The following is a 25,567-nucleotide window of genomic DNA, read 5'->3' on the forward strand; positions in this document are numbered from 1 at the left end:
TGCCACCTCCCGCTCGGTCGCCCGGTGCGAGAATATGGGCATGGTCGAATTGGTGGTGGTTCGGGGGGATATCACTGAGCAGGGTGTGGATGCGGTGGTGAATGCGGCTAATTCGTCGTTGCTCGGGGGTGGGGGTGTGGATGGGGCTATTCATCGGAAGGGTGGGCCGGAGATTCTTGCTGCGTGCCGGGCGTTGCGGGCCTCGCATTACGGGCGGGGGTTGGGGACGGGGCAGGCGGTGGCTACTACGGCGGGGCGGTTGCCTGCTCGGTGGGTGATTCATACGGTGGGGCCGGTGTGGTCGGGGGAGGAGGATCGGTCCGAGTTGCTGGTGTCCTGTTATCGGGAATCTTTGCGGGTGGCAGATGAATTGGGGGCGCGGACGGTGGCGTTTCCGGCGATCTCCACGGGGATCTTTCGGTGGCCGATGGAGGATGGGGCTCGGCTTGCGGTCGAGACTGTGCGTGCGGCGGAGACCGGGGTGCGGGAGGTGCGGTTCGTATTGTTCAGTGATGAGGCGTACCAGGCGTTTTGCGCGCAAGGGGTGTGAGCGGGGGCGTGGTTTCAGGTCGTCGGTAGACGGTTTGTCATTTACAAGACGCTGTGTCAGTCGACTGCTACGGTGGGCTCAACATCGTGAAAGTGGTTGTGTTGATGGCAAATAACAGATTCGCTGCGAAAACCGCCCTGGTCACCGGCGCGGCCTCCGGTATCGGCGCTGCGATCGCGACGCGACTGATCGCCGAGGGGGCGCAGGTTGTCGGCGTCGATATCAATGAGACCGGGTTGAAAGCCTTGGCCGAGCGATTCGGTGACCGGTTCGTGCCCGCGACTTCGAATGTGACGATCGAATCGGAGGTGGCGGCCGCCGTTTCCACCGCTGTCGACCACTTCGGCGGTCTGGACCTGGCTTTCAATGTCGCGGGCAGCTCGCTGATCGGCGCGGTGACCGAAATGGCCGAGCAGGACTGGGATTTCACCATCGATCTGGTCCAGAAGAGCGTTTTCCTGTGCACCAAACACGAGGCCCGCCGCATGCGCGAAGCCGGTGGCGGCGCGATCGTCAATGTCTCGTCCCTGGATGCCCGCATCCCGGTCCCCGGCGCCAGCCCGTACGCCACGGGCAAGGCCGGTGTGGAGATGTTCAGCAAGAACGCCGCACTAGAGCTGGCCCCGTACGGTATTCGCGTCAACTGCGTCCTGCCCGGTCTGGTCGACACACCGATGGGCGCGCCGATCATCGGATACCAGCCGGCGCTGGATATGTTCCTCGACCGCATCCCGCTGCGCGCGCCCGCGACCCCGGATCAGATTGCCGGTCCCTGCCTGTTCCTCGCCGGCGACGACGCGTCCTACATCACCGGCGCCTCACTGATCATCGACGGCGGCTGGCAGCTCACCGGCTTCCCCAATCTCGCTGCCCTGGCCGAGTAGCGCATTCTTGTCGGTGGGGTCTGCAAGGGTGGGTCCGTGACGAATACGTATGAGCCGTTCCGGATTCGGATCGAGGTCAGGGTGTCCGATCTGGATCCGCAGTTGCATGTGACGGGTGCCGCCTATCAGCAGTTTGCGGATCACTCGCGGTTCGAATGTGTTCAGGCGGCGGGGATTTCGGTGGCGGAGCTGCTGGCAGAGGGGTTGGGCCCGGTGAATCTGGAGACGGTGATCAAGTATCACCGGGAATTGCGGGCGGGCGATGCGGTGGAGGTGTCCTGCTCGTGGGTGTGGGGCGATGGGAAGACGTATCGCGTTGAGCACGACCTGATTCGCGCTGATGGGGAACTTTCGGCGACCGTGGCCCATGTGAGCGGGCTGATGGACCTACGCACTCGGCGATTGGTGGCGAATCCGGCACAGGAGTGGGCGAAGCGGGCGACGGATCCGACCCTGCTCGGTGTGCAGCCGTCCTGTCCGTGAGCGGCGCGCTCGTGTCGGTGAGCGGGGAATCCGCGCTGTTCCGTTAGACTCTCGAACAGTTGTTCGTCTGCGGTGAGAGGGGTTTTCGTGCGGGTGATGGGCGTCGACCCCGGGCTTACCCGGTGCGGGCTCAGCATGGTCGAGGGTGGTCTGGGGCGGTCGGTCAAGGCCATTCAGGTCGATGTGGTGCGCACGCCACCGGAGATGGATCTGGCGCAGCGGCTCATGGGTGTCGCCGATGCCGCCGAGCTGTGGATGGACAAGTACAAGCCCGAGGCCGTCGCCATCGAGCGCGTGTTCTCGCAGAACAATGTCCGCACGGCCATGGGCACCGCGCAGGCGGGCGGCGTCATCGCCCTCGCCGCCGCACGCCGCGGCATCCCGGTGCACTTCCACACCCCCAGTCAGGTGAAGGCCGCCGTCACCGGAAACGGCTCGGCGGACAAGGCGCAAGTAACCGCCATGGTGACCCGTATCCTCGGGCTGGCGGTCGCGCCGAAACCGGCCGATGCCGCCGATGCGCTCGCACTGGCCATCTGCCACTGCTGGCGCGCGCCGATGATCGATCGCATGGCCAAGGCAGAGGCCATGGCGGCCGCGCAGCGGCGCATGTACGAGGAAAAGCTTGCCCAGCAACGGAAGGCGGTGTCCGGGTGATCGCGTCGGTACGCGGTGAGGTGCTCGAGATCGGGCTCGACCATGTGGTCCTGGAGGCCGCCGGAGTCGGGTATCGGCTCAATGCCACCCCCGTCACACTATCCACGCTCACTCGCGGCGAGGATGCACGCCTCTACACGACCATGATCGTGCGCGAGGATTCCATGACGCTGTTCGGGTTCTCCGACACCGAGTCTCGCGAGCTGTTCGGGCTCCTGCTGACCGTGTCCGGCGTCGGGCCCAAGATCGCCATGGCGGTGCTCGCGGTGCTCGAGCCCGAAGCGCTGCGCAAGGCGCTCGCGGAATCCAATGTCGCCGCCCTGACCCGCGTGCCCGGTATCGGCAAGCGCGGCGCTGAGCGCATGGTCGTGGAATTGCGCGACAAGGTGGATCTTGTTCCGGTGCAGTCCGGTCCGCCCGGATCCGGGCCTGCGATCGCGGTCACCCCCGTGCGCGAGCAGGTGGTGGAGGCGCTGATCGGCCTCGGCTTCCCGGTGAAGCAGGCCGAACCCGCGGTGGAGGCGGTCCTGGTTCACGATCCCGACCTGGGCACCTCGCAGGCCCTGCGGGCGGCGCTGGGGCTGCTGGGCAAGAACCGATAGGCGATCATGATCGACGAACCCGACTTCGACGCCGATTCGCTCGATTCCGACGAATCCGCGGTCAGCGCAAGCTATCTCACCTCCGATGGGGAGATCGAGGCCAGCCTGCGCCCGAAATCCCTGGACGATTTCATCGGTCAGCCGCGCGTACGCGAACAGCTGGCACTGGTGCTGCGCGGTGCGAAACAGCGCGGCGGCACCCCGGATCACGTGCTGCTGTCCGGTCCGCCCGGACTCGGCAAGACGAGTATGGCCATGATCATCGCGGGCGAACTCGGTTCCGCACTGCGCCTGACCTCCGGCCCCGCGCTGGAGCGGGCCGGTGATCTGGCCGCCATGCTCAGCAATCTGGTCGAGGGCGATGTGCTGTTCATCGACGAGATCCACCGCATCGCCCGGCCCGCCGAGGAAATGCTGTACCTGGCCATGGAGGATTTCCGGGTCGATGTGGTGGTCGGCAAGGGTCCGGGCGCCACCTCGATTCCCCTGGATATCGCGCCCTTCACCCTGGTCGGTGCGACCACCCGCTCGGGTGCGCTGACAGGTCCGCTGCGTGACCGCTTCGGCTTCACCGGCCATATGGATTTCTACGAACCCGCGGAGCTGCAACAGATTCTGGTCCGATCCGCGCGCATTCTCGGCGTGCAGCTGGAGGCCGATGCCGCCGCCGAGATCGCCGGCCGCTCCCGTGGCACGCCGCGTATCGCCAACCGCCTGCTGCGCCGCGTCCGCGACTACGCCGAGGTGAAGTTCGACGGCATCGTGACCCGGCAGCTCGCACAGGCCGCACTGGCCGTCTATGACGTGGATGTCCTCGGTCTCGATCGTCTCGACCGCGCAGTGCTCACGGCTCTCATTCGCAGCTTCAACGGTGGCCCGGTAGGCGTTTCGACCCTGGCCGTCGCGGTGGGGGAGGAGTCCGCCACCGTCGAGGAGGTCTGCGAACCCTTCCTCGTCCGTGCGGGTTTGGTCGCGCGCACCCCGCGCGGTCGCGTGGCGACTGCCGCCGCCTGGGAGCATCTGGGCCTGGTACCACCCCCGGACCTGGTCTTCGGTTCCATCGAAGTCCGTGCCCGCGAATCCCATCCGGGCCTGTTCGACTCCGCGTAGACGCGCGCTTCACCAGGAATTGGTGGCGGGCTGTTCTCGGCCGATCCCGCCGCCAATTCCTGGTGATCAACTGCCCAATGCGAACTCAGTCGACGGTGAGGACGAGTTTTCCTGCGGTGCGGCCGGTTTCACCGAGGGCGTGCGCCTTGGCGGCATCGGCCAGCGGGAAGACACCCGCGATCGTGGGGCGCAGGGCGCCGGAGGCAACCAGGTCGGCGAGTGCGTTCATCCCGGCGTGATCGGCTTCGACCAGCAGGAGGGCGGCGCGTACGCCGCGCTGCCGGGCGGCCTCGATCAGCGCATCGGCGCCGAGAGCGCGAATGGACACCAGGATTCCGTTGGGGCTCAGGGACTTCAGCGATTCGATGGCGTGGTCCGCGTCGATCGGATCGAGAATGACATCGACATCCCGAACGGCCTCCGCCACCTCGGTGGTCCGATAGTCGATCACCTCGTCCGCACCGAGACTGCGCAGGAAATCATGATTGGCGGAACTGGCGGTCCCGATCACATACGCGCCGCGAGCTTTGGCGATCTGCACGGCGAAGTGGCCGACGCCGCCGGCGGCGGCATGGATCAGGACACGCTGTCCTGCGTGCAGGTCGGCGGTATCCACCAGCGCCTGCCAGGCGGTGAGCGCGGCCAGCGGAATGGCGGCGGCCTCGATATGGCTGAGAGCCGCGGGTTTCCGGGCGAATGCGCGGGTGGGCCCGGTGACATATTCGGCAGCCGCGCCGTGTCCGTGCGGATAGGGGAGCATGCCGAAAACCTCGTCGCCCGGCTGGAACAGGGTGACGCCGACCCCGATCGCCACCACCTCACCGGAGACGTCCCAGCCGAGCACAAACGGCGGTTCCGGAAGAAACAGCCCGGCTCGGCGGCGGTGACCCCAGTCGGTGGGGTTGAGCGCGGTGGCGTGCACCCGCACCAGAATTTCACTGGGTCCGGGCTGCGGGACCGGGCGCCGCACCTCGTGCAGCACCTCCGGCCCGCCCAGAACGTCCTGGCCGATGGCGCGCATGGTCTCGGGAATGCTGATGCTGTTCTCGCTCATAGCACCCAAGCTTGCCGCTGTCGGCCGCCGCGGGAAATGGCATGATCGCCATTATTCGATAGGATCGTGCCATGGACTTCGAGGCAATCCGGCCGCACCGGGTGGTCGTGCTGGCATTGGACGGCGTGTACCCGTTCGAGCTCGGCATCCCGAACCGGGTATTCGGTACCGCGGATGGGCGGTACGAGGTGCTCACCTGTTCGGTCGACGGCAGGCCGGTGCGCAGTAGCTCCGACTTCGACATCTCCGTCGCACACGACGGCGGGATTCTGGAAAGCGCCGACACCGTGGTCATTCCGCCGTGCGATGTGCTGTCGATTCTGAATGATGGTTTGCCGCAGGAGATTGCGGATGCTCTGGCCCGGATTCGGCCCGGCGCCCGGCTCGTTTCCATCTGCACGGGTGCGATCGTGGTCGCGGCCGCCGGGCTGCTGAACGATCGCCCCGCCACCACGCACTGGAACTTCAGTGACCGCTTCCAGTCGGCTTTCCCCCAGGTTCGGGTGGATCCGAATGTGCTCTATGTCGATGACGACGACATTCTCACCTCGGCGGGCGCATCCGCCGGAGTCGACCTGTGCCTGCACCTCATTCGCCGCGATCACGGCAGCGAAGTCGCCAATATGGTCGCCCGCCGCTGCGTCGTACCGCCCTGGCGGGAGGGCGGCCAGGCCCAGTTCATCGAACAGCCCATGCCCCCGCTCGCCTCCCCGGGCACCGCCTCGGCTCGCCAGTGGGCGCTGGCGAACCTGCACGAGCCGCTCACCATGGCCGATCTCGCGGGCCACGCGCGCATGAGCGGCCGCACCTTCGCCCGCCGCTTCCGCGACGAGGTCGGTATGAGCCCGGGCCGCTGGCTCATTCAACAGCGCGTGTTCCGCGCCCGCGAACTCCTGGAAACCACCGAGCTCCCGGTGGATCGCATTGCCGCCGAAGTAGGTTTCGCCACCGGAACCTCTCTCCGCCAGCACCTGCACGAGGCCATCGGCGTCGCCCCGCTCGCCTACCGCCGCACCTTCCGCGCGGTCACCCCCGCTGAATCCTGAGCTCCTGCGACCGATCCGGGCCTACAGCCTGAACTGGGCCGGGGCGCTTATCGGGCAGCCGCGGGATGCTGAGGTCGCGGACCTCGCGCAGGTGCAGCTCCATGGCTGCCGCGGCGGCGGCACCGTCGCGGCGGGCGACGGCGTCGTAGATGAGATGGTGGCCGCGCAGGGAGATGCGGCGGCCGAGTTTGGTGCGGTGCGAGAGGGTTCGGGTGCGGCGGGTCCAGTCGGTGGTCATGGTGCACAGGGTGACCAGGAGCGGGTTCTGGGCGGCGTGGGCCAGCAGGGTGTGGAATTCGATGTCCAGGCGCAATGATTCGGTGGCGGAGAGGGTTTCGCGGCTCTGCCCGAGCACGGTCTCCAGGGACAGCAGATTCGATTCCACGGCGCGCAGTGCGGCCAGGTGGGCGATGCGCGGCTCGACGAGATCCCGGAGCTCGCTGGCATAGCCGAGTTCGATATCGGCGGCGGCGAGACCGCCCGCCAATTCCGCTGCCCCGCGCGACATCTCGGTGACGGTGCTGCCGCGTCCCTGGCGGCGCTCGATGAGCTTCTTCGATTCCAGTTCGAACATGGCCTGCCGGAGGGACGATCGAGAGATGTTCATACTGGCGGCGAGTTCGCGTTCGGGCGGCAGTTTATCGCCCGCGCACAGCTCGCCGCTGATGATCAGGCCCTCCAGGTGCGCCGCGACCTCCGCGCTCACACTGCGGGAGCGGCGGCTCAGCGGTGGTATCGAAGTGGTCACCGTCTCAACTCTAAATCCGTTCGTATGCTTGCCATTTCGTGGTTGTAAACCGTTGGTTACGTTAGGTTTCGAAGCACGTCGTCGGTCGTTCGCCTGTCTTATGGTCGGCATATCGGATGGTCCGACCAATTGCGGTCGGGTATGGAAGGTATGAGCGTGACGTCGATCGTGCAGGAGTTCGTTCCCGCGTTTCCGGTGCTGCAGCAGGGTGAGGGGGTCACCGGTGCGGACCTCTACATCCCGGCCGAGCCGCCGAAGGTGTTGTGGGGGCGCATCCCCTGTATCGGCGACAAGCCCATCGCCACCGTCGATCCCGGGCAGACGGTGGTCATCGACACCATCAGCCATGAGGGCATTCTCGAGGATCAGGGTTCGGATCCCGTCGCCTACTTCGGCAGGCACGGCGTCGAGGCCGGTCATATCCTCACCGACACGGTCGAAGTCGCCGCCGCCCGTAAACGCGACTCCCTCGCCGGGCCGCATATCGTCACCGGTCCGATCGCCGTCACCGGCGCGCAGCCCGGGGATCTGCTCGCCATCCGCATCGATGATCTGGCCATGCGCGCGCCCTACGGCGTGGTGTCCACCCGCCACAATCGCGGCGTTCTCGCGCACCGTCTCGGCTTCGACGGTGACTACGGTCAGTTCTGCAGCGTGGCATCGCGCGATGGAGAGTGGTTCGGCGGCATGCCGATTCACCCCGGCCTGCCCCATCGTGCGGAATTCCCGATCAACCCGTTCCTGGGGCTCATCGGTGTGGCCACCGATACCGATTCGCATATCTCCTCGGTGCCGCCCGGTCAGCACGGCGGCAATATCGATATCCGCCGCCTCACGCCCGGTGCGACGCTGTTCCTGCCCGTGCAGGTCGAGGATGCGCTGTTCTATATCGGCGACCCGCATTTCGCGCAGGGCAATGGCGAGGTGGCGCTCACCGCGCTGGAAGCGCCGCTGCGCGCCCGCCTCACCGTCGACCTGGTCCCCGCGGCCGAGGTGACGGCGGGACTCGGCCGTTCCATCGGCCCGTTCGCGGCCGCCCACGGGTTCGTCATTCCCACCGGCCTGGACCCCGACCTGAACCGGGCACTCGAGGTCTGCGTCCGCAATGCCGTCGAAATGGTGGTGTCGCTGTTCGACGCCGATCCGCAGCAGGCCTACCTCTACCTCAGCGCCGCAACGGATTTCAATATCTCGCAGGCCGTGGACCAGGTGCGCGGCGTGCACGGTGAGATTCGGGTGGCCGATTTCGCGCACCATGCCACCACCGACCTAGCGCGCCGCATTCTGGGGCGTGCGTAGTGGAGCCGGATCCACGGGGGAGCGGTGACGGTGTCTGGCGCGTATTGGGCGGGCCCCTGGTAGCGGCTACCGCGCCGGGCCCATTGTCCGGTCACGGCGTGGCCGTGAAAGACCTCTACGCCGTGGCCGGATTCGCCCTCGGCGCAGGCGTACCCGACTACCTCGGCGAACCGCAGTCCGGCCACGCCGCCGCGGTGTCGCAGCTGCTGTCCGCCGGCGCCGATCTCACCGGCATCGCACACACCGACGAATTCGCCTACAGCATCACCGGATCCAACGGCCGGTACGGCATGCCGGTGAATCCGGCAGCCCCCGAGCGCATTCCGGGCGGTTCCTCCAGCGGTTCCGCCGTGGCCGTGGCCCGCGGCGAGGTCAGCATCGGCCTCGGCACCGATACCGCGGGCTCCATTCGAGTCCCTGCCGCCTACCAGGGCCTCTGGGGCATCCGCACCACCCACGGCCGCCTCTCCACCGAGGGTCTCATTCCCCTGGCCCCGTCCTTCGACACGGTCGGCTGGATGGCCCGTGACCCGGAAACACTTGCCGCCGTGGCCGATTGCCTGCTGCCAAACCCCAACTCGACCTCGCAGCACCTCGTCGCCGATCCCGCGAACCTTGGCGCGGATCCCCCGCAGCTTGTCGTCGATCCCGCGCTGTGCGTGGTCGCCGACGGCGACCTCGCGAGCCGCGCACTCACCGCCGCCACCGCACTGGGCGCCACCGAACTGGACCTCGACGCCGACCTCGACGCCTGGTTCACCGCCTTCCGCACCGTCCAGGCACACGAAGCCTGGACCACCCACGGCCCCTGGATCACCGCCCACCCCGGCGCCCTGGAACCCGAAGTGGCCCAGCGCTTCGCCTACGCCGCCACCATCTCCGACCCCGCCGCAGACCGCGCCCGCGCAGTGGTAGCCACCGCATCCGCCCACCTCCGAACCGCCCTGACCGGCCGAACCCTCCTACTCCCCACCACCGCAACCCTCCCACCCCCGCGCACAGCCCCCGCCATCACCTTGGAGGCGGGACGTACCCGCACCCTCCACCTGACCTGCCTGGCCTCCCTCGCAGGCCTCCCCGCAGTCACCCTCCCCACCCGCCCCCTCGACACCCTCCCCGTAGGCCTCTGCCTCCTAGGCGCCCCCAACACCGACCACACCCTCATCCGCCAGGCCCACCTCATCGCGTTATCCCACCTCCCCCAACCACACTGACCAATCAACGCCGACTGAAAACCGCCAGTCCTCGACATCCTCCGAAATCCCGCCAGCCCCACGCATCTCAACCGCCCCCCATCCGCGCGCGCACCCCTGCCTCTGACGCCGAGTGGGCTCTCATGGTGGCGACACGCCGCAGTTGTCCACCACCAGAGCCCTCTCGGCGCGGTTGGGGTTTCGGTGCGTTGGGGGCTGGGATGAAGTTTCAGGAAGTGCGCTGGCGGTGGGTGGCAACGCGGGTGCGGGTGGCGCATCGGGGGGTGCAGTATTTCTGGGGTTGGCGGCGGCCGGTGTCTATGTAGAAGCGGTGGCAGTCGGGGGCTGCGCAGCGGCCCCAGGCGCAGCGGCCGGTATCGCTGAGCCAGAGGCCGAGGGCGAGGGCGGCGGTGGAGAGCAGCCAGTATTCGCGGTCTGCGGTTTCGGGTGGGTGGGAGTGCATCGACCAGGGGCGGCCGGGGAGCTGGACGAGGACGGGGCGGGCGGGGTAGCGGGTGAGGAGCGTGTTGATCGCGAATGCCGCCTCGTCAGGATTCCGCGTGGCGAGGATGTCGCCGATTCGGCCTGTCGCGGACCGTATTACGACGGCATCGACTTCGCTCAGGTGCGGATCAGGTGCGCCGTGGTAACGCAGTATTCGTTCGAGCTCGGAGCGGTCGGCGTCCTGGGCTTCGACAGCATTGGCCAGCTCGGCCAGGAAGTACAGGCCCCTCGGGTTCGACTCATCCGTCACACGGGTAGTGTAACGTCAAAAGAACGAATTGCCGTTACAGGAGGGTGATGTATACGCCCGTGCTGGTGGTGGGCGGTGGTCCGGTGGGACTGACGCTATCGATCTTGTTGTCGCGCTATGAGATCGAGCACCTGGTGGTGGAGGCGCGCCTGGAGCCGTCACCGCATCCGAAGGCGCGCGGTCTCGCGGCGCGATCGATGGAGATCTTCCGGCGCTGCGGCCTGGAGGATGACGTCCGCGCCGCCGGGCTGCCCGCGGACCAGGTCGCCTTCTTCCGCGGCCGCACGCTCGTCGACCCGGATTTCGTTCGTACCGGGCCGGTCTCGGACGGGCAGCCGGAGCACACGCCGTCGCCCGGCTTGATCTGCTCGCAGGATGTGCTCGAACGGGTGCTGACCGCGCGGGCCGGAGAGCGCGTGCGCCGGGGCGTACGACTGGTGTCCTATCAGCAGAAAGCTGATGCGGTCGTCGGGACGCTGCTCGATACCCGCAACGGCGAAGAGACTGTCGTGCAGGCGGATTGGCTGATCGGCTGCGACGGTGTGCGCAGCACCGTTCGCGCGGGCGCGAATATCGACATGGCGGGCCCCACCGGACTCGGCGAATTCCTCAGCGTCCGATTCGAGGCCGACCTGGGTGCGGTGGTCGCCGATCGCGCGAGTGCCTCCTACTTCCTGCCCGCCGGCGGATTCATGGCCGTCGACAATGATCGGCACTGGATCTTCCAGTACCCCTTGACCGGCGGAGTCGATAGCGCAGACCTCGATCTGGTGGCCTTGATTCGCGCCGGAGTCGGACTGGACGACCTCGGCGTAGAGATCCACGATGCGGTGTCGTGGCGCATGGATGCCCAACTGGCAGCGGCCTATCGGTCCGATCGTGTCCTGCTGGCAGGAGACGCCGCCCACGCCATCCCCCCGACCGGTGGCCACGGCCTCAATGTCGGCATCGGCGACGCCGACAATCTGGCGTGGAAGCTCGCCGCGGTTCACACTGCGGCCGCAGATCCAGTCCTGCTGGACACCTACGAATCCGAGCGCCGTCCGGTTGCCCGCCAAGTCATCGATATCGCCACCGCCAATGCCCGTACCGAGTACCGCATCGATGATCTATTGCTGCTCACCACTGATTACGGTGATCCGGCGGCCCCGCTGAATCTCACCGGCTACCACCCCTCGGCGTCGATCGGCGCCCGGCTGCCGCACGCCTGGCTGCCGGACGGCCGTTCCACCCTCGACCTGGTCGGTTTCGGCCCTACGCACCTCTCGGGAAATCAACTGCCCGAACAACTTCGGCGGGAGTGCGGCCTCCCCGAGACCACCTCGCTCTCCGTCCGCCCGGACGGGCACATCGCCGCACGCCGTGAATGAGAGTTGCCGAACTGCCTGTTGCGGGCGGCGTGGTATTGCTTCCGACTGCCGCAGGCGAAGACGAGCACGCAGGCTCGGGTGTGGCTAATGCGTGAGTATCCCGTCCTGAATTCGACTGGTACGGGCGACTATTCGGCCTGCTTTGAGGACGTAGTTGCGGTCGGGGCGGTCCAATAGGGCGTCGGCTACGCGGTGGGTGGAGAGCACAACCAGGTCGGCGGGTGCGCCGGGGCGCAGGCCGTAGTCGTGGGCGATGCCGATGACGCGAGCGGCCTCGGTGGTGGCCATGGCGAGGACCCTGGTCAGGTCTTCGGGGCCGGAGAGGTGGCAGGTCTGGGCGAGGAACAGGCCGATATCGAGGAGGTCGGCGTTGCCGTAGGGGGTAAACGCATTGCGAATGTTGTTGGAGGAGTACGCGGTGGTGACGCCTGCTGCCCAGAGTTCGCGCAATGGGGCGATGCCGCGGCGGATGTTTGTGATGTCGGTGCGGCCGCCGAGATGCATATCGGTGGCGGGGAGGGGGACCACGGCGACACCGGCGGCGGCCAGGCGGGCGAGGGTGTGGTCTCGCCGGGCTGGTTCCTGACCGGCGAGAGAAGTCATGTGGCCCAGGGTGACCCGGCCGGACATACCGGTGCGGTCGGTGACGTCGGCAATGTAGTCGGCCATGGCGAAGCGCGGGTCGGTGGCATCGTCGGCGAAATCGGCGTGGATGTCCACGGGGACATCGAATTCGGCGGCGAGGTCGAAGACCAGGTCTATATGGCGGCGGCATTCGGCGACAGTGGGTTCGTTGTAGGCGCAGCCGCCGATCACATCCGCGCCGCGGCGGAGGCTTTCGCGCAGCAGGTCGAGGGTGCCGGGGGCTTGCAGGATGCCCTCCTGCGGAAACGCGACGATCTGCAGGTCGATGCGGTCGCGGTAGTCCTCACGCAGCGCGAGCAGCGCCTGCACGCCGCGCAGCCCGACAATCGGATCGACGTCGGGATGCGCGCGAATCACGGTGGTGCCATGGGTGATTGCCATATCCAGGACGCGTCGGGCACGATCGCGAATGGAATCGACGGTGAACCCGCGCTTGAGTTCGGCGGTGACCGCGATGGCTCCAGCCAGCGTGCCGTCGGGATTCGGCCGTTCGGCGTCCAGCAGTGCCTTGTCCAGGTGCACATGGGATTCGATGAGCCCGGGAATGACCACCCGCCCGGCGCACTCGATTTCGTCGCGGCCCTGTTCGGGAAGGCTGCGGCCGATATCGGTGATGCGACCGTCGGCAATGGCGATATCGACCGGGTCGATGCCATCGTCGATGCGGGCATTACGCAGCACAAGATCCGCCATGGGTGCCTCCTGAACGAGAGTGTCACCGTTTGTATACGACCGGCGTGTTTCGTTCGAGGGCGGGAATTGCTGCGCTGAGGTTACGAGCCGCCTTGCCGGGCAAGGACTTCCGGAGGCTCCGGCGGCCTAGGGCAGCTGGCGCAGCCGATAGGCGTACGCCGCGTGCGCGATATGGTCGGCGACCACCTGCGCGGCGCGGTCCGGATCACCGGCCTCGAGCGCGGCGCAGATCTCCTCGTGCTCATGCCAGGAGTCGCTGGCCCGGCGCGGCAGCTCGACGGCGTAGACCCATGCGATCTTCCAGCTCAGCTGGGTGATCAGCTGTTCGAGCAGGGTGCTGCCGGAGGCCTCGGCGAGCACCTCGTGGAAGCGGCTGTTGAGACGGGTCAGCTCTTCCAGACGACCGGCGTGCACGGCATCCTGGCCCAGCACGGTGAGTTCCTTGAGCCGCCCGAGCTGTTCGGGCGTGCGGCGCACGGCCGCGCGCGAGGCGCACAGCGGTTCCAGGCGGGCGCGGATCTCCAGCAGATCCGCCGCCTCCTCCTCGGTCAATTCCGCGACGAACACTCCGGCGTAGGGCCGTGACGAGGCGAAACCCTCTGCCTCCAGGGTGCGCAACGCTTCCCGCACCGGTACTCGCGAGACGCCGTAGCTCTCGGCGAGCGACTCCTCGGTGAGGCGCTGGCCCGGGGCGAACACCCCGCTGATGATGTCGTCGCGAATCGCGCGGCACAGCTGCTGCGGCGTCATGCGCCGGACAGTGCTGCTCACTATGGCCTCACAAACGTCACTGCGGCCTCACAAACGAAACGGGGAAACGGGCATTTGCATACGATCCATCGTGGTGCTGCCGGATCGATTGCCGCCAATCTACTGCATGAAAGCGGTTGTCCGCCTGCGCGACCGCAGGCTGTGACGACGCTGTGTGACCTGCATTGCCCCAGCGTGTTCTTCGGCTCGCCGGTCCGGGGCAGTTTGTATACGATGCGCTGCATATCTGTCCGGAAGGATTTCATGGATCCCGCGCATCTGGTTCTACTGCTCGTCGCCGGTTTCGGTGCGGGCGTCTGCAATGCCATCGCCGGCGGCGGCAGCCTGCTCTCATTTCCCGCGCTGCTGGCCACCGGCCTGCCGCCGGTCGCGGCCACCGTCACCAATTCGGTCTCGGTCTGGCCGGGCTACCTGGGCGGCGCGGCGGCACTGCGCAAACGACTCGACGAACATCGCGCGCTGGTCCCGCGATTGATACTGACCGGCGCCGTCGGCGCGGGAGGCGGCGTGATCGCGTTGCTGGCGGCGCCGCCCAAGGTCTTCGCCGCGCTGGTCCCGTATCTGATTCTCGCCGCCACCGCTCTGTTCGCGGCGCAGCCGTTCCTGTCGAAACTGCTGTCCGCGCGCCGCGGCGAGGGCGATTCCCAGTTGCTGCTGTTCGCCGGGGTATTCCTCGGCGGCGTCTACGGCGCGTACTTCAACGGCGGTATGGGCATCGTCCTGCTGACGGCGCTGGCGCTGGGCATCGACGCCTCGATCACTCAGCTGAACGGCCTGAAAAGCCTGCTCACCCTGACTGTTTCGACCACCGCCATGATCGCCGTCGCACTGTTCGGCCCGGTGCACTGGCTCGCAGTCCTGGTCCTGGCGCCCGCCTGCCTGCTCGGCGGCGTGGCGGGCGCGAAACTCGCGGACCGCCTGCAGCCGGGCGCCTTCCGCGCCCTCGTCATCGTCTTCGGCGTCGGCGCGGGCACCGCCATGCTGCTGGCCTGAGCGCTCCCACCCATTCGAAAGAGGTACATCGATGCACGACCTACTGCTCCGCGGAGGCCGCCCCTGGACTCCCGGCCGGCCGCTGGACACCGCCGATATCGCGATCAGCGACGGCCGAATCGCCGAGATCGGCCCGAACCTCACCGAAAGCGCCACGGAGACCATCGATCTGGCGGGCGCGCTGGTCCTGCCCGGCCTGGTCGACTCGCACTGCCACCTCGACAAGACCATGTACGGCGGACCCTGGGTGCCCAATAGCGGTGGCCTGACCCTGCAGGGTCGTATCGCGAACGGGGAAGGCCGCCGCGATGAACTCGGCCTGCCCAGCGCCGACTACGCGGCGAATCTGCTGGGAGCCATGATCTCCGGCGGCACCGCGCACGTGCGCAGCCATATCGATATCGACCCGGAGGTCGGGCTGCGCGGGGTGGATGCCGTGCGCGCCGCGGCCGCACGGTATTCGGATCGGGTGGATGTGCAGTTGGTCGCCTTCCCTCAGGGCGGTCTGCTGACCCGCCCCGGCACCGACAAACTCCTGGAGGCCGCCCTGGCCGACGGCGTCGAGGTGATCGGCGGTCTGGACCCGGCCGGATACGACCGCAATGCCAACGGCCAGCTCGATCTGATCTTCGGCCTCGCCGAGAAATACGGCGCGCGCATCGACATCCATCTGCACGACCGCGCCGCGCTGGGCGCCTGGCAGTACGACCTGATCATCGAGCGCACCCGGGCCACCGGGCTGGCCGGTCGCGTCACCATCAGCCATGCCTACGCCATGGGGGAGCTGGCCCCGGGCGAACAGCGGCGCATTGCGGAAGGCCTTGCCGAGGCCGGAGTTTCGATGGTCACCTGCGCGGTCGGGGACGCCCCGGTGGTGCCGGTCCGGCTCCTGCACGAGGTGGGCGCGACCCTGGCGCTCGGCAATGACGGCATTCGCGATCTGTGGACCCCCTACGGCGATGGGGACATGCTGCGCCGCATCATGACCGTCGCCTTCCGTGACCGCCTGGTATCGGATCCCGAGATCGAACTGGCGCTCGCCGCCGGAACCTACGGTGGCGCACAGGTTCTCGGTCTCACCGACTACGGATTGACCGCGGGGGCGGCCGCCGATCTCTTCACCGTGAGCGCTGAAACGCCTGCCGCCGCGGTGGTTTCCGTGGCGCCGCGCACGCTGGTGCTCAAGCGCGGCCGGGTGGTGGCGCGCCATGGCGTTCTCGTCGAGAACTGATCGTATACGAAACAGCGGCGTAATCATGTAGACCGCGAACGGCAATGAGCCACCGATAGAACTGTGAAGCATGAGCACCACCGCTTCACAAGCCATTACCGGCCAGGGCCGGGCCGGTGCGACGGATGCCGCCGATGACGGCAACGTATACACCCGCCCGGCCGCTACCGCCCCGGCGCTGGCCTTCCAGAACGTCTCGCTGGTCTTCGAGAACGGCACGCACGCACTCGACGGCATCGATATCGACATTCGCCCAGGCGAATTCGTCTCCCTGGTCGGACCCTCCGGCTGCGGCAAATCGACCCTGCTGCGCCTGGCCGCCGGATTCGACAAACCCACCGCAGGCGCCGTGGCGGCGGCCACCAGCAAGCTGGGGTACGTCTTCCAGGAGGCGACCCTGCTGCCGTGGCGCTCGGTGCTGCGCAATGTCGAACTCCCCGCCGAACTCTCGGGCGTGGACAAGGCCACCCGACGCGCCGCGGCCCGGGACGCCATCGAGCGGGTGGGGCTGTCGGGCTTCGAAAACCACAAGCCCGCACAGCTTTCCGGCGGTATGCGCATGCGCACCTCGATCGCCCGCGCGCTCACCGTGGCGCCGGAACTGTTCCTCTTCGACGAACCCTTCGGCGCCCTCGACGAGATCACCCGGCAGCGACTGAACGAAGAGGTGAGCGGCCTGTACCGGCGCTCGGGCTTCACCGGCGTCTTCGTCACCCACTCCGTGGCCGAGGCGGTATTCATGTCCACCCGGGTCGTGGTGCTGACCGGCCGCCCCGGCCGGGTCGCCGCGGATATCCCGGTGCCACTGGACTTCCCGCGTGCCCCGGAACTGCGCTACACCCCCGAATTCGGGGCCATCGCCGCCACCGTCTCGGCGGCGCTGCACGAAGCCGAACGTACCGACATCACACCGACCGGGAGGGCCGCATGACCGCCGCCACCGCCCGCTCCGCCACCGCCGCAACGCTTGTCGCCGCGGTCATGGCGGGCGACAACTCCGCCGCACCCGCCGAGGCCGCGCCCTCGAGCGGCGGGACGGCGGTTCCGGAGACCGCCGCCGACACCGGACTGCGCACTCCGGACCCGGGCAATCACCGAAAACTGCGGTGGCCCTTCGCGATTGCCCCCATTCGCATCATCGCCCCGGTGACCGTGTTCCTCCTCGTCATTTCCGCCTGGACCGTGGTCAGTCATTTCGTGCTCGCGGCGGACTCCCGATTCCTGCTGCCCCCACCGGAATCGGTGCTGTCCAAGGGCCTGCTGAATGCCGCGACCCGCACCGAGATCCTCACGGCGCTCGGCGCCACCGTGCAGATCGCGCTCACCGGTCTCGCCATCGCCATCGTGGTGGGCGTCGCCTTCGCGGTGCTCATGAGCCAGGCCCGCTGGGCCGAATACTCCCTCTACCCGTATGCCGTGATCCTGCAGACGATTCCGGTGCTGGCGGTGGTTCCGCTCTTCGGCTTCTGGTTCGGCTACGAATTCGGCAGCCGCGTCATCGTCTGCGTCATGGTGTCGCTGTTCCCGGTCATCACCAATACCCTGTTCGGCCTGAAGTCGGTGCAGCCCGCCGAACACGACCTGTTCACCCTGCACGGCGCGAACCGGTGGCAGCGGCTGCTGAAACTGCAACTGCCCGCGGCGCTTCCGGCCATGATCACCGGTTTCAAGATCTCCGCCGGCATGGCCATCATCGGATCCATCGTCGCCGACTTCTTCTTCCGCCAGGGTGATCCCGGCATCGGCCGCATGATCGATGTCTACCGGCAGCGCCTGGCCACCGAAGAACTGCTCACCGCCCTGCTGCTGTCCTCCCTCGTCGGCCTGATCCTGTTCTGGGCCTTCGACTTTCTCGCCGCCCGCGTCGATCGCGCCCACGGTAAGCGCGCCTGATTTCCACCCCTCTGTGACAAACCTAGGAATGCTCGTGAAGAAACGTCTCCTCGCCACTGCCGCGCTCGCGGGCAGCCTCAGCCTTGTGCTCGCGGCCTGCGGCGGTAGCTCCTCCTCGCCCAAGCCGACCGGTCAGGGTGTCCTCGCCGGGGTATGTCCGGCCACCGTGGTGATCCAGACGGATTGGTACGCCACTCCCGAGCGCGCTGCCGCCTATCAGCTCGTCGGCCCCAACGGCACCGTCGACGCCAAGAAGGGCGCGTACGTCGGCCCGCTCGGCGATACCGGCGTGAATGTCGAAGTGCGCCTGGGCGGTCCGTTCCTCGGCGGCCAGCCGGTACCGGCCCAGATGTACCAGGACACCAGCATCACCCTGGGCCTGGTGCCCACCGACGAGCAGATCCGGGCCGAGGCCAAACTCCCGCTCACCGGCGTCTTCGCCTCGCTGCAGACCAACCCGCAGGTCATCATGTGGGATCCGGCGACCTACCACATCAATACGTGGAAGGACGTGGCCGCCAGCGGTGCGCCGATCCTGTACTCCGAGGGCAAGCCCTATATGGACTACCTCGTCGCCAACGGTGATGTGAAGAAGGAGCAGCTCGACGCCTCCTACGACGGCACCCCCAGCCGCTTCGTCGCCGAAAAGGGCCGAGTCATGCAGCAGGGCTACGTCTCCAATGAGCCCTACCGCTGGGAACACGATGTGAAGGGCTGGCAGAAGCCCACCGGCAGCCTGCTGGTCTCCCAGTCCGGCTACGAGATCTACCCGCATCAGTGGTCGGTGCGCACCGGTGAACTCGACAAGCTCCGCCCCTGCCTGCAGAAGCTCGTCCCCATGCTGCAGCAGGCCCAGATCGACTACGCCGCCAACCCCGAACCCACCAATCAGGCCCTGCTGCACATCTCGCAGGCCATCCCCGACGGCCCGCCCATGACCGCGGCGGCCAATACCGACTCCGTCAAAGTCCAACTGGCGGACAAGATCATCGCCAATGGGCCCGGCAATACCCTCGGCAATTTCGACACCGCCCGCATCGACCGTGTCATCGCGGCGGTCACCCCGATCCTGCACAGCCAGGGTCAGCAGGTCCCCGACGGTCTCGCCGCGAAGGATCTGGTCACCAATGAATTCATCGACCCCACAAAGGGATTGAAGACCCAGGGCTGAGCGCTCAGGCGGTCATGAGCTCGCGCAGGGCCTGGCAGCGGCGCAGAATATCGTCGCGATCGGATTGCTCCGGCACCGAATCGGCCACCGACCGCTCGATCATTTCCGCCTGATCCATCAGCACCCGCTGCCGCTCCGGCGCGCTCGTCCGATCCATGATCTGGGTGAGCGCGTCGAGCTGGCGAATCATAATGGCGGGCATACCGATTCCCGCCTGCCGAATCTTCTCGAAGGACCGCTGCACCAGCCGCTCGTAGCTCACCTGCTCGGCGATCACCCGGATCCGCCCGTCACGGGATCGCCGCACCGGCAGGGGATCCCAGGAGACCGCCAGCCGGGACAGGCAGTCACCCAGCCAGTCGATACATGTCATGACGGTGAAGGTGTCGTTCACCGCAAGTGACAGCGCGCGCAGCGCGATCTCGACCAGCTGGTCGATGCCGAAGGAAATGTCCTGGGTGAGCGTGCGTGTCGGCCCGGCCACATGACCCCGATCGAGCTTGACCGCCACCACCTCGGCCGCCGAGGCCGGCCACACCATGGCCATGACCTGTCCCTCGGTGAGGAAATGTCCTGGGCGGTAAGGCAAATGGATGACCGCATCGGCCTTCTCGGCAATGTGAACCAGCTTCTCATAGCGGATGTACTGCAGATACCCACTGGTGGCCGTGCGCACCGGACCACCGGATTCGCCCATCAGCGCCAGCAATTCGGCGGACGAGGGCCCGGTCTCGATGCCCGTGTTGGAGGCGATGCCATCGGTATACGCGGCCGTCGCGAGGGAGACATCGCGTGCGATCCCGGCGATCACCCTGGGCAGCTGGATCTCCTGCGCGATGTGATTGATGAAGTAGATCAGCACCACCAGATCGAGCACCAGCGAGGCGATGGCCACCGTGGTGCTGATGTGCGGCACGAACTCCGGCCCGACCACCACCAGCGTCGCGACCGTATAGACGAACGTCGCCACGAAGGTTCCGAGGGTCAGCTGCGTGCCGCGATCGCGAATGAAGTTGCGCAGCATGCGCGGGCCGAATTGTGTCGAGGCCAGCGTCAGCGCGACGATCGTGATCGAGAAGACCACGCCGACCACCGTGATGATGGCGGCCGCGATCGCGGTGAGGACCTGCCGTGCGGCATCGGGCGTGCCGCCGATGACCCAGGAGGGAATCCCGAACTCACCCCGGAAGGTCGCCCGGTCCAGGCCGTAGGTGAGGACGAATATCAGTACCGCGCCCAGCACTTCGATGGTGGGCACGAACCACAGATTCGTTCGCAGCGTATCCCGCCGCCGGTCCCATTCGGGATTGATACCGCGCACGGTGCGCCTCCAGCTGGATCGATGAGTTGACGTGCCGGCCACACTCCTCGCCGTACCTTGATGAAATCTATACGCGCGGAACGCGGAAGGGAGGTATGAGCGCCCCTTCCGCGATCCGTGCCGGGAGCTACGCGTCGAGCAGTGCGCTCGCCCGCTCACCCGCCCGCAGCAGCATGGTGATCGCGGCTTCGGCCAGGGCCGGGTCGATATCGGCGAGCGCGGCATCGGTCAATTGCCTTGCGTGGGTGTACATCTGCTTGAAGTGCGCCGCACCCTCCGCCGTGAGCTCCACCGTCGCCGCCGCGGTGTCGAATACGATGTCGCCGGTCGGCGCGATGCGCTCCAGCAGGCTGATGACCTGTGGCCGAGGCAGATCCATGCGCTGATCGAGCTCGGCGGTCACCACGGTGAGGGGCAGGGCGGGGCCCCGTTCGCTCAGCAGCGTGAACAGCATCCAGGTGGGGAAATCGGTGTGCTGGTCCGCCAGTGCGCGGTCGTGCAGCTTTTTGATCCGGTGCGCGGTTTCGCCGAGTGCGCGGCCGAGGCTCGGCCGCGGCGCGGAATTCTGGGTCATGGGAACCTCCAAGAAACGTTGGTGACACCAACGCTACTCCGAGATTGATGGTCGCGCCAACGATAAATGTGGATCCCCGAAATCAGCGCGAGGTCTTCTCCAGCTGATGCGCCACCAGGTCGAGGAAGGCATCGACCTCTTCGCGGTGATAAGCGGCGGTACCGCCGGGTGCGGTGTGAAAAGCCGTGCCCCGCACATCTTCCGCGGTGAGACCGTTCGGACCGTCGTGGGCGAGGGTGGCCGCCAGGCGATCGAGGAAGGCGCCCACCTCCTCGGCCGCATAACCGGTCAGGCCGAACGGGGGAGCGGAGAACTGGACGCGCAGCACATCATCGACCGTGAGGCGATCCCGGTCGCGACCCGTCGGCACCCGGTGGCAGCCGCGGCGCACGACCTCCAATTCCAGACAGGCCTGATCCAGGAATTCGTCCACCTGCTGGATGTCGTAGCCACGATGCCCGCGCGGGGCGTCGTCGAATTCGACCAGCCGGATATCGGCGGTGCTGAGGTGATCGTGACCGATCATGGTGTCGGCGATACGTGTTCGGAAGGCGTCCACCTGGGCGGGGTGATAGCCGTGGTGCCCGAACGGTGCTGTGCCGAAGTGCCTGCGGCGAACGTCCTCGGGGGTCACGTCGGTCATTGTGCCAATGTGCTCATGTCCGAATCGTCGCCGCCCCTGGTGGATCCGCTTTGTCGGGTGAGTCCGTGTGCGCGTGGCGGATTCAGTCCTTGCGCACACCGTCGATGAGCAGCCGCCGAATGGCCTGGGTGAGGCCGTCGGCCGCGGCCTGGTCGAGATCGGGATTGCGCAGCCCGTGCAGGATCGCCGCCAGCAGCATGCCGGTGACGGCCTTCGCGGTATTGACGGTGTCCAGATCGGCGCGCAGATACCCCTGTTCCACACCGTGTTCCAGATAGGCCGTGGTCAATGCGTCCGCGGTATCGAGCAATCCGTACAACCGCATGGTCAGTTCGGCGTCGATGCCGGTGGCCTGGAACAGCAGCAGCTGCGCCACCCGGCGATCCTCGAGGAAGATGCTGTTGAGCGCCACCCCGATGCGCTCGAGCTGACCCCGGTACGCCTCCAGGCTCTCGGCCGCGTCGGGTGCGTTCTCGGTGCCCAGCGCCTCCACGATGCGGGCGGCCAGGTCATCGATGACGTGATCGATGATGTCGCGCTTATTGGCGAAGTACCGGTAGAAGGTGCCGTGCCCGATGCCCAGCTCATTGGCGATATCGGCAATGCCGGTGGCGTGATAGCCCTTCTCGGCGAAGCAGGCGAACGCGGTATCGATGATCTCCTGGCGGAGCTCGGCCTTACGCCGTTCGACTCGGGAGGATGGCTTCGTCACCAGGCCGATGATACGGTGTTCACAAACGGAATGAGATGTCATTCCGTGACAACTGAGTCACAGGGCTCTTGTGGGCCGCAGCTTTCAGGGAGGTTCGGCGTGGCACCTCAGTACGACGCCATCGTGGTCGGTGCGGGTTTCGGCGGCATGGGCGCGGGCATCGAATTGGATCGGCTCGGTCTGAGCAATTTCGTGATCCTGGAGCGCGAGGACGACCTCGGCGGCACCTGGCACGTCAATCACTATCCGGGCCTGGCCGTGGACATCGCCTCGGTCACCTACTCCTACTCTTTCGAGCCGAACCCGAACTGGTCGCGACTGTTCGCGCCGGGCGCCGAGCTCAAGAAGTACGCCGAGCACGTGGCCGACAAGTACGACCTGCGCCGGCGCATGCGCTTCGACACCGTGGTCGGGGGAGCGCGCTGGGACGAGGAGCAGCAGCACTGGGTCGTCGCCATCGAGAACGGCGAATCCCTCACCGGCCGTTACCTGCTGACCGCCACCGGCTTCCTGTCGCAGCCCTACACACCGCCGTTCCCGGGGATCGACACCTTCAAGGGCAAGATCATCCACACCACCCGGTGGGAGAACGACTTCGATCTCACCGATCGCAAGGCCGCCATCATCGGCACCGGAGCCACTGCCGTGCAGCTGATTCCGGAGGTCGCCAAGAAGGTGCAGGCGCTCACCGTCTTCCAGCGCACCCCCATCTGGGTGGTGCCCAAGGTCGACGTCGCCATCTCCAAGTCGGTGCAGTCGCTCTTCGCGCGAGTTCCTTTGACGCAGAAGGCCGCCCGGCTGGCCAATACCACCGCGCTGGAGGCCCTCATGGTCGTCGGCGTGCTGCACTTCAAGCAGGCCAAGCCGTTGAACAAGGCCGCCGCCGCACTGGCCAAGGCGCATCTGCGGACCTCGGTGAAGGATAAGGAAACTCGGAAGAAGCTCACGCCGGATTACGATTTCGGCTGCAAGCGTCCCACCTTCTCGAACCTGTACTTCAAGACCTTCAACGAACCGCATGTGCGCCTGGAGACCAACTCCATCGACCACATCGAGCCCGACGGCATCGTCACCGCCGACGGCAACAAGACCGAGATCGACACCCTGATCCTGGCCACCGGCTTCAACCTCTGGGATGTGAACTTCCCGGCCATCGAGATCATCGGCCGCGAGGGCGTCAACCTCGGAAAGTTCTGGCGCGACAATCGCTTCCAGGCCTACGAGGGCATCACCGTGCCGAAGTTCCCGAACTTCGTCAGCCTCAACAGCCCGTACTCCTACAGCGGCCTGTCCTACTTCACCACCATCGAGGCCCAGATGAAGCATATGGGCCGGCTCTTCGGTGAGATGAACCGTCGCGGCGAGCAGGTCTTCGAGGTCAATGAGGCGGCCAATGCCGGATTCCTGGACCGGGTCACCGACAAGCTGGACTCCTCGGTGTTCTACAGCGGCCAGTGCTCCACCGCGCGCAGCTACTACTACAACCAGCACGGTGAGGCGGCGCTGCTGCGTCCCACCAGCACGCTGAACGCGCACCGCGAAGCGGTGACCTTCCCGCTCGACGATTACACCTACGGGACGCAGTCGGCCTGAGTCGGTGCGGGTCGTGCGCGGCCGTCAGTCGCGCACGACCGCATAGCGGGCACAGGTGAGTTCGCCGTTCAATCCCACCTCGACGGGCGTGAGCTCGAGCCGCCTCGGCAGCAGCGGTGCACCCGAACCCAGCGTGACGGGTGCGAAGGACACCACGATCTCGTCGAGCAGTCCGTGATCGGCGAACTGCCCGGCCAGATCCCCGCCGCCCGCCACCCAGAGCTTCTTGTCCCCGGCCGCCGCTGCCATCTGCGCGTGCACGGCCGGTACGGATTCACTGGTGAAGCGGATATCGCGGCCCGGCTGCGGCGGGAACTCCCGATGGGTGATCACCCACGCCGGCATGTCGTACGGCCAGGTATCGGGTTCGTTGTCGAGCAGCCACCGATAGGTATTGGCGCCCATGACCAATGCGCCGATCTCGGCGATGAACCCGTTGTACCCCATCGGCCCGTCGCTATCGTTCTTGCGCGAGAGCAGCCAGCTCAGGGAATGCTCGGCGTCGGCGATGAACCCGTCGAGACTGCTGGCGGTGTAATAGGTGGTGAAGGACATCTCAACCTCTCTGTCGTAGCCACATGATCGGATCTGCGTGGCCGAGTTCTGTTGCGGTATCGGGCAATTCGGTGGCCAGCCACTGCCGTGCCAGCAGTCGGCGGTGTGCGGAGTAGGTGAGCACGTGCGCGATCACGCTGCCGAGCACAAAACTCTCCGGCGGATCGCAGAGCGCGTCGATGAGCGTGTCGTTCCAGCCCCCGCGCGAATCGATCTCGCGCACCGTCGCCAGCCAGCGGGGACCGATCTCCTCGAAGCATTCGAGCAGCGCCGCCGGATCGTCGCTCGGCTGCTCCGGACTGTCCGCACCCTCCACCGCCGCCAGCCACACCTGTTTCGTCCACACCAGCTGCAACAGGACCGCGGCCAGCGACTCCTCGGCGCCGGACCACGGGATCACCGTGAAGCCCGGCGCCCGCACCCGGCGGTATCGGTCCGCGCTCAGTCCGGCCGCGAGATGCAGCAGCTCCCGGGTGTCATCCAGATCCTGATGCAGCATGATCGCGGTCGGATCCATATCGGCCCGTCCTTTCGGTTCGCTCTGCACCCACAGCGACATGGGCGGATGGAAGTGGACGCCGTTCACCGCCGGTAGCCACCGGGCCGACCGTTCGCGGCCGGTACTGCTCGGCGGATGTCCGTAGGCGCGGCTGTATGCCCGGCTGAACCCCTCCACCGATTCGTATCCGGCCGCGAATGCCACGTCGGTGACACGCACGCCCCGGCTCAGCTCCCAGGCCGCCCGTTCCAGCAGCACCCGTCTCCGCAGCGCCACCGGAGATTCGCCGGTGCCGCGGGCGAACTGCCGGGAGAAGTGGAACGGCGAGGCGTAGGCGCCGGCCGCCATATCGCCGAGTGTCGAATTGTCCTCTGCCAGTACCGCGTCCAGCAGTTCGCGGAGTCGATCCCGTCCGATGTGCACCCGATCAGTCTGGCCGCAGCGCCCGCCGCGGCGCTTGACCGATCTTGCTGTGTCCTTCGCCCTGGGCGAATCCAGTACAGGTCGGCGCGGCCTATCTCAG

Annotated in this window: 27 protein-coding genes; 16 read left to right on the forward strand and 11 right to left on the reverse strand. The window is 67.0% G+C overall.

From position 1 onward, the window contains the following. Nucleotides 1–40 precede the first annotated feature (40 nt). From OG326_RS16730 to ruvB, 6 genes are all read left to right on the forward strand, one after another. Nucleotides 41–550, forward strand: a complete 510-nt coding sequence (locus OG326_RS16730; protein WP_327145563.1) for an O-acetyl-ADP-ribose deacetylase — start codon at nucleotides 41–43, stop codon at nucleotides 548–550. Between the two features lie 104 nt (nucleotides 551–654). After that, complete coding sequence (locus OG326_RS16735) at nucleotides 655–1,434, forward strand: SDR family NAD(P)-dependent oxidoreductase (RefSeq protein WP_327145564.1); 780 nt, start codon at nucleotides 655–657, stop codon at nucleotides 1,432–1,434. A gap of 36 nt (nucleotides 1,435–1,470) precedes the next feature. Continuing rightward, on the forward strand, nucleotides 1,471–1,917 hold the full coding sequence (locus OG326_RS16740; protein WP_327145565.1) for an acyl-CoA thioesterase: 447 nt from the start codon (nucleotides 1,471–1,473) through the stop codon (nucleotides 1,915–1,917). 87 nt (nucleotides 1,918–2,004) lie between these two features. Then, a complete protein-coding gene (gene ruvC / locus OG326_RS16745) occupies nucleotides 2,005–2,574 on the forward strand; it encodes a crossover junction endodeoxyribonuclease RuvC (RefSeq protein ID WP_327145566.1) in 570 nt (189 codons plus the stop codon). After that, nucleotides 2,571–3,176: a Holliday junction branch migration protein RuvA gene (gene ruvA / locus OG326_RS16750; protein WP_327145567.1), complete on the forward strand. Its 606-nt coding sequence runs from the start codon at nucleotides 2,571–2,573 to the stop codon at nucleotides 3,174–3,176. The genes ruvC and ruvA overlap by 4 nt, the downstream gene beginning before the upstream one ends. Nucleotides 3,177–3,182: 6 nt before the next feature. Then, nucleotides 3,183–4,286 carry a Holliday junction branch migration DNA helicase RuvB gene (ruvB, locus tag OG326_RS16755; RefSeq protein WP_327145568.1) on the forward strand — a complete coding sequence of 368 codons (1,104 nt, stop codon included), beginning with the start codon at nucleotides 3,183–3,185 and terminating at the stop codon, nucleotides 4,284–4,286. 85 nt (nucleotides 4,287–4,371) lie between these two features. On the opposite strand, the gene OG326_RS16760 is transcribed toward ruvB, so the two are convergent. After that, a complete protein-coding gene (locus OG326_RS16760) occupies nucleotides 4,372–5,340 on the reverse strand; it encodes an NADP-dependent oxidoreductase (RefSeq protein WP_327145569.1) in 969 nt (322 codons plus the stop codon). A gap of 71 nt (nucleotides 5,341–5,411) precedes the next feature. Here OG326_RS16760 and OG326_RS16765 point away from each other — a divergent pair, with 71 nt between their 5' ends. Further along, on the forward strand, nucleotides 5,412–6,386 hold the full coding sequence (locus OG326_RS16765; RefSeq protein WP_327145570.1) for a GlxA family transcriptional regulator: 975 nt from the start codon (nucleotides 5,412–5,414) through the stop codon (nucleotides 6,384–6,386). Here the strand turns inward: OG326_RS16765 and OG326_RS16770 are convergent. Next, on the reverse strand, nucleotides 6,367–7,134 hold the full coding sequence (locus tag OG326_RS16770) for a FadR/GntR family transcriptional regulator (RefSeq protein ID WP_327145571.1): 768 nt from the start codon (nucleotides 7,132–7,134) through the stop codon (nucleotides 6,367–6,369). The two genes, OG326_RS16765 and OG326_RS16770, sit on opposite strands and share 20 nt — an antisense overlap. 156 nt (nucleotides 7,135–7,290) lie before the next feature. On the opposite strand from OG326_RS16770, the gene OG326_RS16775 reads away from it, so the two are divergent. Both OG326_RS16775 and OG326_RS16780 read left to right on the forward strand, forming a co-directional pair. Beyond that, entirely contained in the window at nucleotides 7,291–8,433 is a 1,143-nt protein-coding gene (locus OG326_RS16775) for an acetamidase/formamidase family protein (RefSeq protein ID WP_327145572.1), read from the forward strand. After that, nucleotides 8,433–9,647: an amidase family protein gene (locus OG326_RS16780; protein WP_327145573.1), complete on the forward strand. Its 1,215-nt coding sequence runs from the start codon at nucleotides 8,433–8,435 to the stop codon at nucleotides 9,645–9,647. The genes OG326_RS16775 and OG326_RS16780 overlap by 1 nt, the downstream gene beginning before the upstream one ends. 208 nt (nucleotides 9,648–9,855) lie before the next feature. On the opposite strand, the gene OG326_RS16785 is transcribed toward OG326_RS16780, so the two are convergent. Then, entirely contained in the window at nucleotides 9,856–10,380 is a 525-nt protein-coding gene (locus tag OG326_RS16785; RefSeq protein WP_327145574.1) for a CGNR zinc finger domain-containing protein, read from the reverse strand. A gap of 47 nt (nucleotides 10,381–10,427) precedes the next feature. Between OG326_RS16785 and OG326_RS16790 the strand changes: the two genes are divergently transcribed. After that, nucleotides 10,428–11,750 carry an FAD-dependent monooxygenase gene (locus tag OG326_RS16790; RefSeq protein WP_327145575.1) on the forward strand — a complete coding sequence of 441 codons (1,323 nt, stop codon included), beginning with the start codon at nucleotides 10,428–10,430 and terminating at the stop codon, nucleotides 11,748–11,750. Nucleotides 11,751–11,834: 84 nt separating this feature from the next. Here the strand turns inward: OG326_RS16790 and OG326_RS16795 are convergent, their stop codons facing one another. Then, on the reverse strand, nucleotides 11,835–13,088 hold the full coding sequence (locus OG326_RS16795) for an amidohydrolase family protein (RefSeq protein WP_327145576.1): 1,254 nt from the start codon (nucleotides 13,086–13,088) through the stop codon (nucleotides 11,835–11,837). A gap of 126 nt (nucleotides 13,089–13,214) precedes the next feature. Then, nucleotides 13,215–13,859 carry a GntR family transcriptional regulator gene (locus tag OG326_RS16800; RefSeq protein ID WP_327145577.1) on the reverse strand — a complete coding sequence of 215 codons (645 nt, stop codon included), beginning with the start codon at nucleotides 13,857–13,859 and terminating at the stop codon, nucleotides 13,215–13,217. A gap of 243 nt (nucleotides 13,860–14,102) precedes the next feature. Here OG326_RS16800 and OG326_RS16805 point away from each other — a divergent pair, with 243 nt between their 5' ends. The 5 genes from OG326_RS16805 to OG326_RS16825 all read left to right on the forward strand — a co-directional run bounded on the left by OG326_RS16805 (nucleotide 14,103) and on the right by OG326_RS16825 (nucleotide 19,147). Further along, entirely contained in the window at nucleotides 14,103–14,852 is a 750-nt protein-coding gene (locus OG326_RS16805) for a sulfite exporter TauE/SafE family protein (protein ID WP_327145578.1), read from the forward strand. Between the two features lie 31 nt (nucleotides 14,853–14,883). Then, nucleotides 14,884–16,083 (forward strand): amidohydrolase, encoded by a 1,200-nt coding sequence (locus OG326_RS16810; RefSeq protein WP_327145579.1) that lies wholly within the window; start codon nucleotides 14,884–14,886, stop codon nucleotides 16,081–16,083. A gap of 70 nt (nucleotides 16,084–16,153) precedes the next feature. Beyond that, a complete protein-coding gene (locus tag OG326_RS16815) occupies nucleotides 16,154–17,014 on the forward strand; it encodes an ABC transporter ATP-binding protein (RefSeq protein ID WP_327145580.1) in 861 nt (286 codons plus the stop codon). Beyond that, the gene (locus OG326_RS16820) at nucleotides 17,011–17,976 is read left to right on the forward strand and encodes an ABC transporter permease (protein ID WP_327145581.1); all 966 of its coding nucleotides are present in this window, start codon (nucleotides 17,011–17,013) and stop codon (nucleotides 17,974–17,976) included. Before OG326_RS16815 ends, OG326_RS16820 begins: the two co-directional genes overlap by 4 nt. 34 nt (nucleotides 17,977–18,010) lie before the next feature. Next, nucleotides 18,011–19,147, forward strand: a complete 1,137-nt coding sequence (locus tag OG326_RS16825; protein WP_327145582.1) for an ABC transporter substrate-binding protein — start codon at nucleotides 18,011–18,013, stop codon at nucleotides 19,145–19,147. A 4-nt stretch (nucleotides 19,148–19,151) separates the two neighbouring features. Here the strand turns inward: OG326_RS16825 and OG326_RS16830 are convergent, their stop codons facing one another. The 4 genes from OG326_RS16830 to OG326_RS16845 all read right to left on the reverse strand — a co-directional run bounded on the left by OG326_RS16830 (nucleotide 19,152) and on the right by OG326_RS16845 (nucleotide 22,439). Next, nucleotides 19,152–20,468: a DUF2254 domain-containing protein gene (locus OG326_RS16830; protein WP_327145583.1), complete on the reverse strand. Its 1,317-nt coding sequence runs from the start codon at nucleotides 20,466–20,468 to the stop codon at nucleotides 19,152–19,154. Nucleotides 20,469–20,595: 127 nt separating this feature from the next. After that, entirely contained in the window at nucleotides 20,596–21,042 is a 447-nt protein-coding gene (locus tag OG326_RS16835; protein WP_327145584.1) for a hypothetical protein, read from the reverse strand. 82 nt (nucleotides 21,043–21,124) lie between these two features. Continuing rightward, nucleotides 21,125–21,685, reverse strand: a complete 561-nt coding sequence (locus OG326_RS16840) for a DivIVA domain-containing protein (protein WP_327145585.1) — start codon at nucleotides 21,683–21,685, stop codon at nucleotides 21,125–21,127. An 82-nt stretch (nucleotides 21,686–21,767) separates the two neighbouring features. Continuing rightward, nucleotides 21,768–22,439, reverse strand: a complete 672-nt coding sequence (locus OG326_RS16845; protein WP_442790966.1) for a TetR/AcrR family transcriptional regulator — start codon at nucleotides 22,437–22,439, stop codon at nucleotides 21,768–21,770. Nucleotides 22,440–22,496: 57 nt separating this feature from the next. Between OG326_RS16845 and OG326_RS16850 the strand changes: the two genes are divergently transcribed. Then, nucleotides 22,497–23,990, forward strand: a complete 1,494-nt coding sequence (locus OG326_RS16850; RefSeq protein WP_327145586.1) for a flavin-containing monooxygenase — start codon at nucleotides 22,497–22,499, stop codon at nucleotides 23,988–23,990. 24 nt (nucleotides 23,991–24,014) lie between these two features. Here OG326_RS16850 and OG326_RS16855 read toward each other — a convergent pair whose 3' ends face one another. Both OG326_RS16855 and OG326_RS16860 read right to left on the reverse strand, forming a co-directional pair. Continuing rightward, the gene (locus tag OG326_RS16855) at nucleotides 24,015–24,545 is read right to left on the reverse strand and encodes a dihydrofolate reductase family protein (protein WP_327145587.1); all 531 of its coding nucleotides are present in this window, start codon (nucleotides 24,543–24,545) and stop codon (nucleotides 24,015–24,017) included. A 1-nt stretch (nucleotide 24,546) separates the two neighbouring features. Then, nucleotides 24,547–25,467 carry a helix-turn-helix domain-containing protein gene (locus tag OG326_RS16860; RefSeq protein WP_327145588.1) on the reverse strand — a complete coding sequence of 307 codons (921 nt, stop codon included), beginning with the start codon at nucleotides 25,465–25,467 and terminating at the stop codon, nucleotides 24,547–24,549. Between the last annotated feature and the right edge of the window lie 100 nt (nucleotides 25,468–25,567).

The sequence above is a fragment of the Nocardia sp. NBC_01327 genome (assembly GCF_035958815.1).
In the GTDB taxonomy this organism is placed as follows: Bacteria; Actinomycetota; Actinomycetes; order Mycobacteriales; family Mycobacteriaceae; genus Nocardia.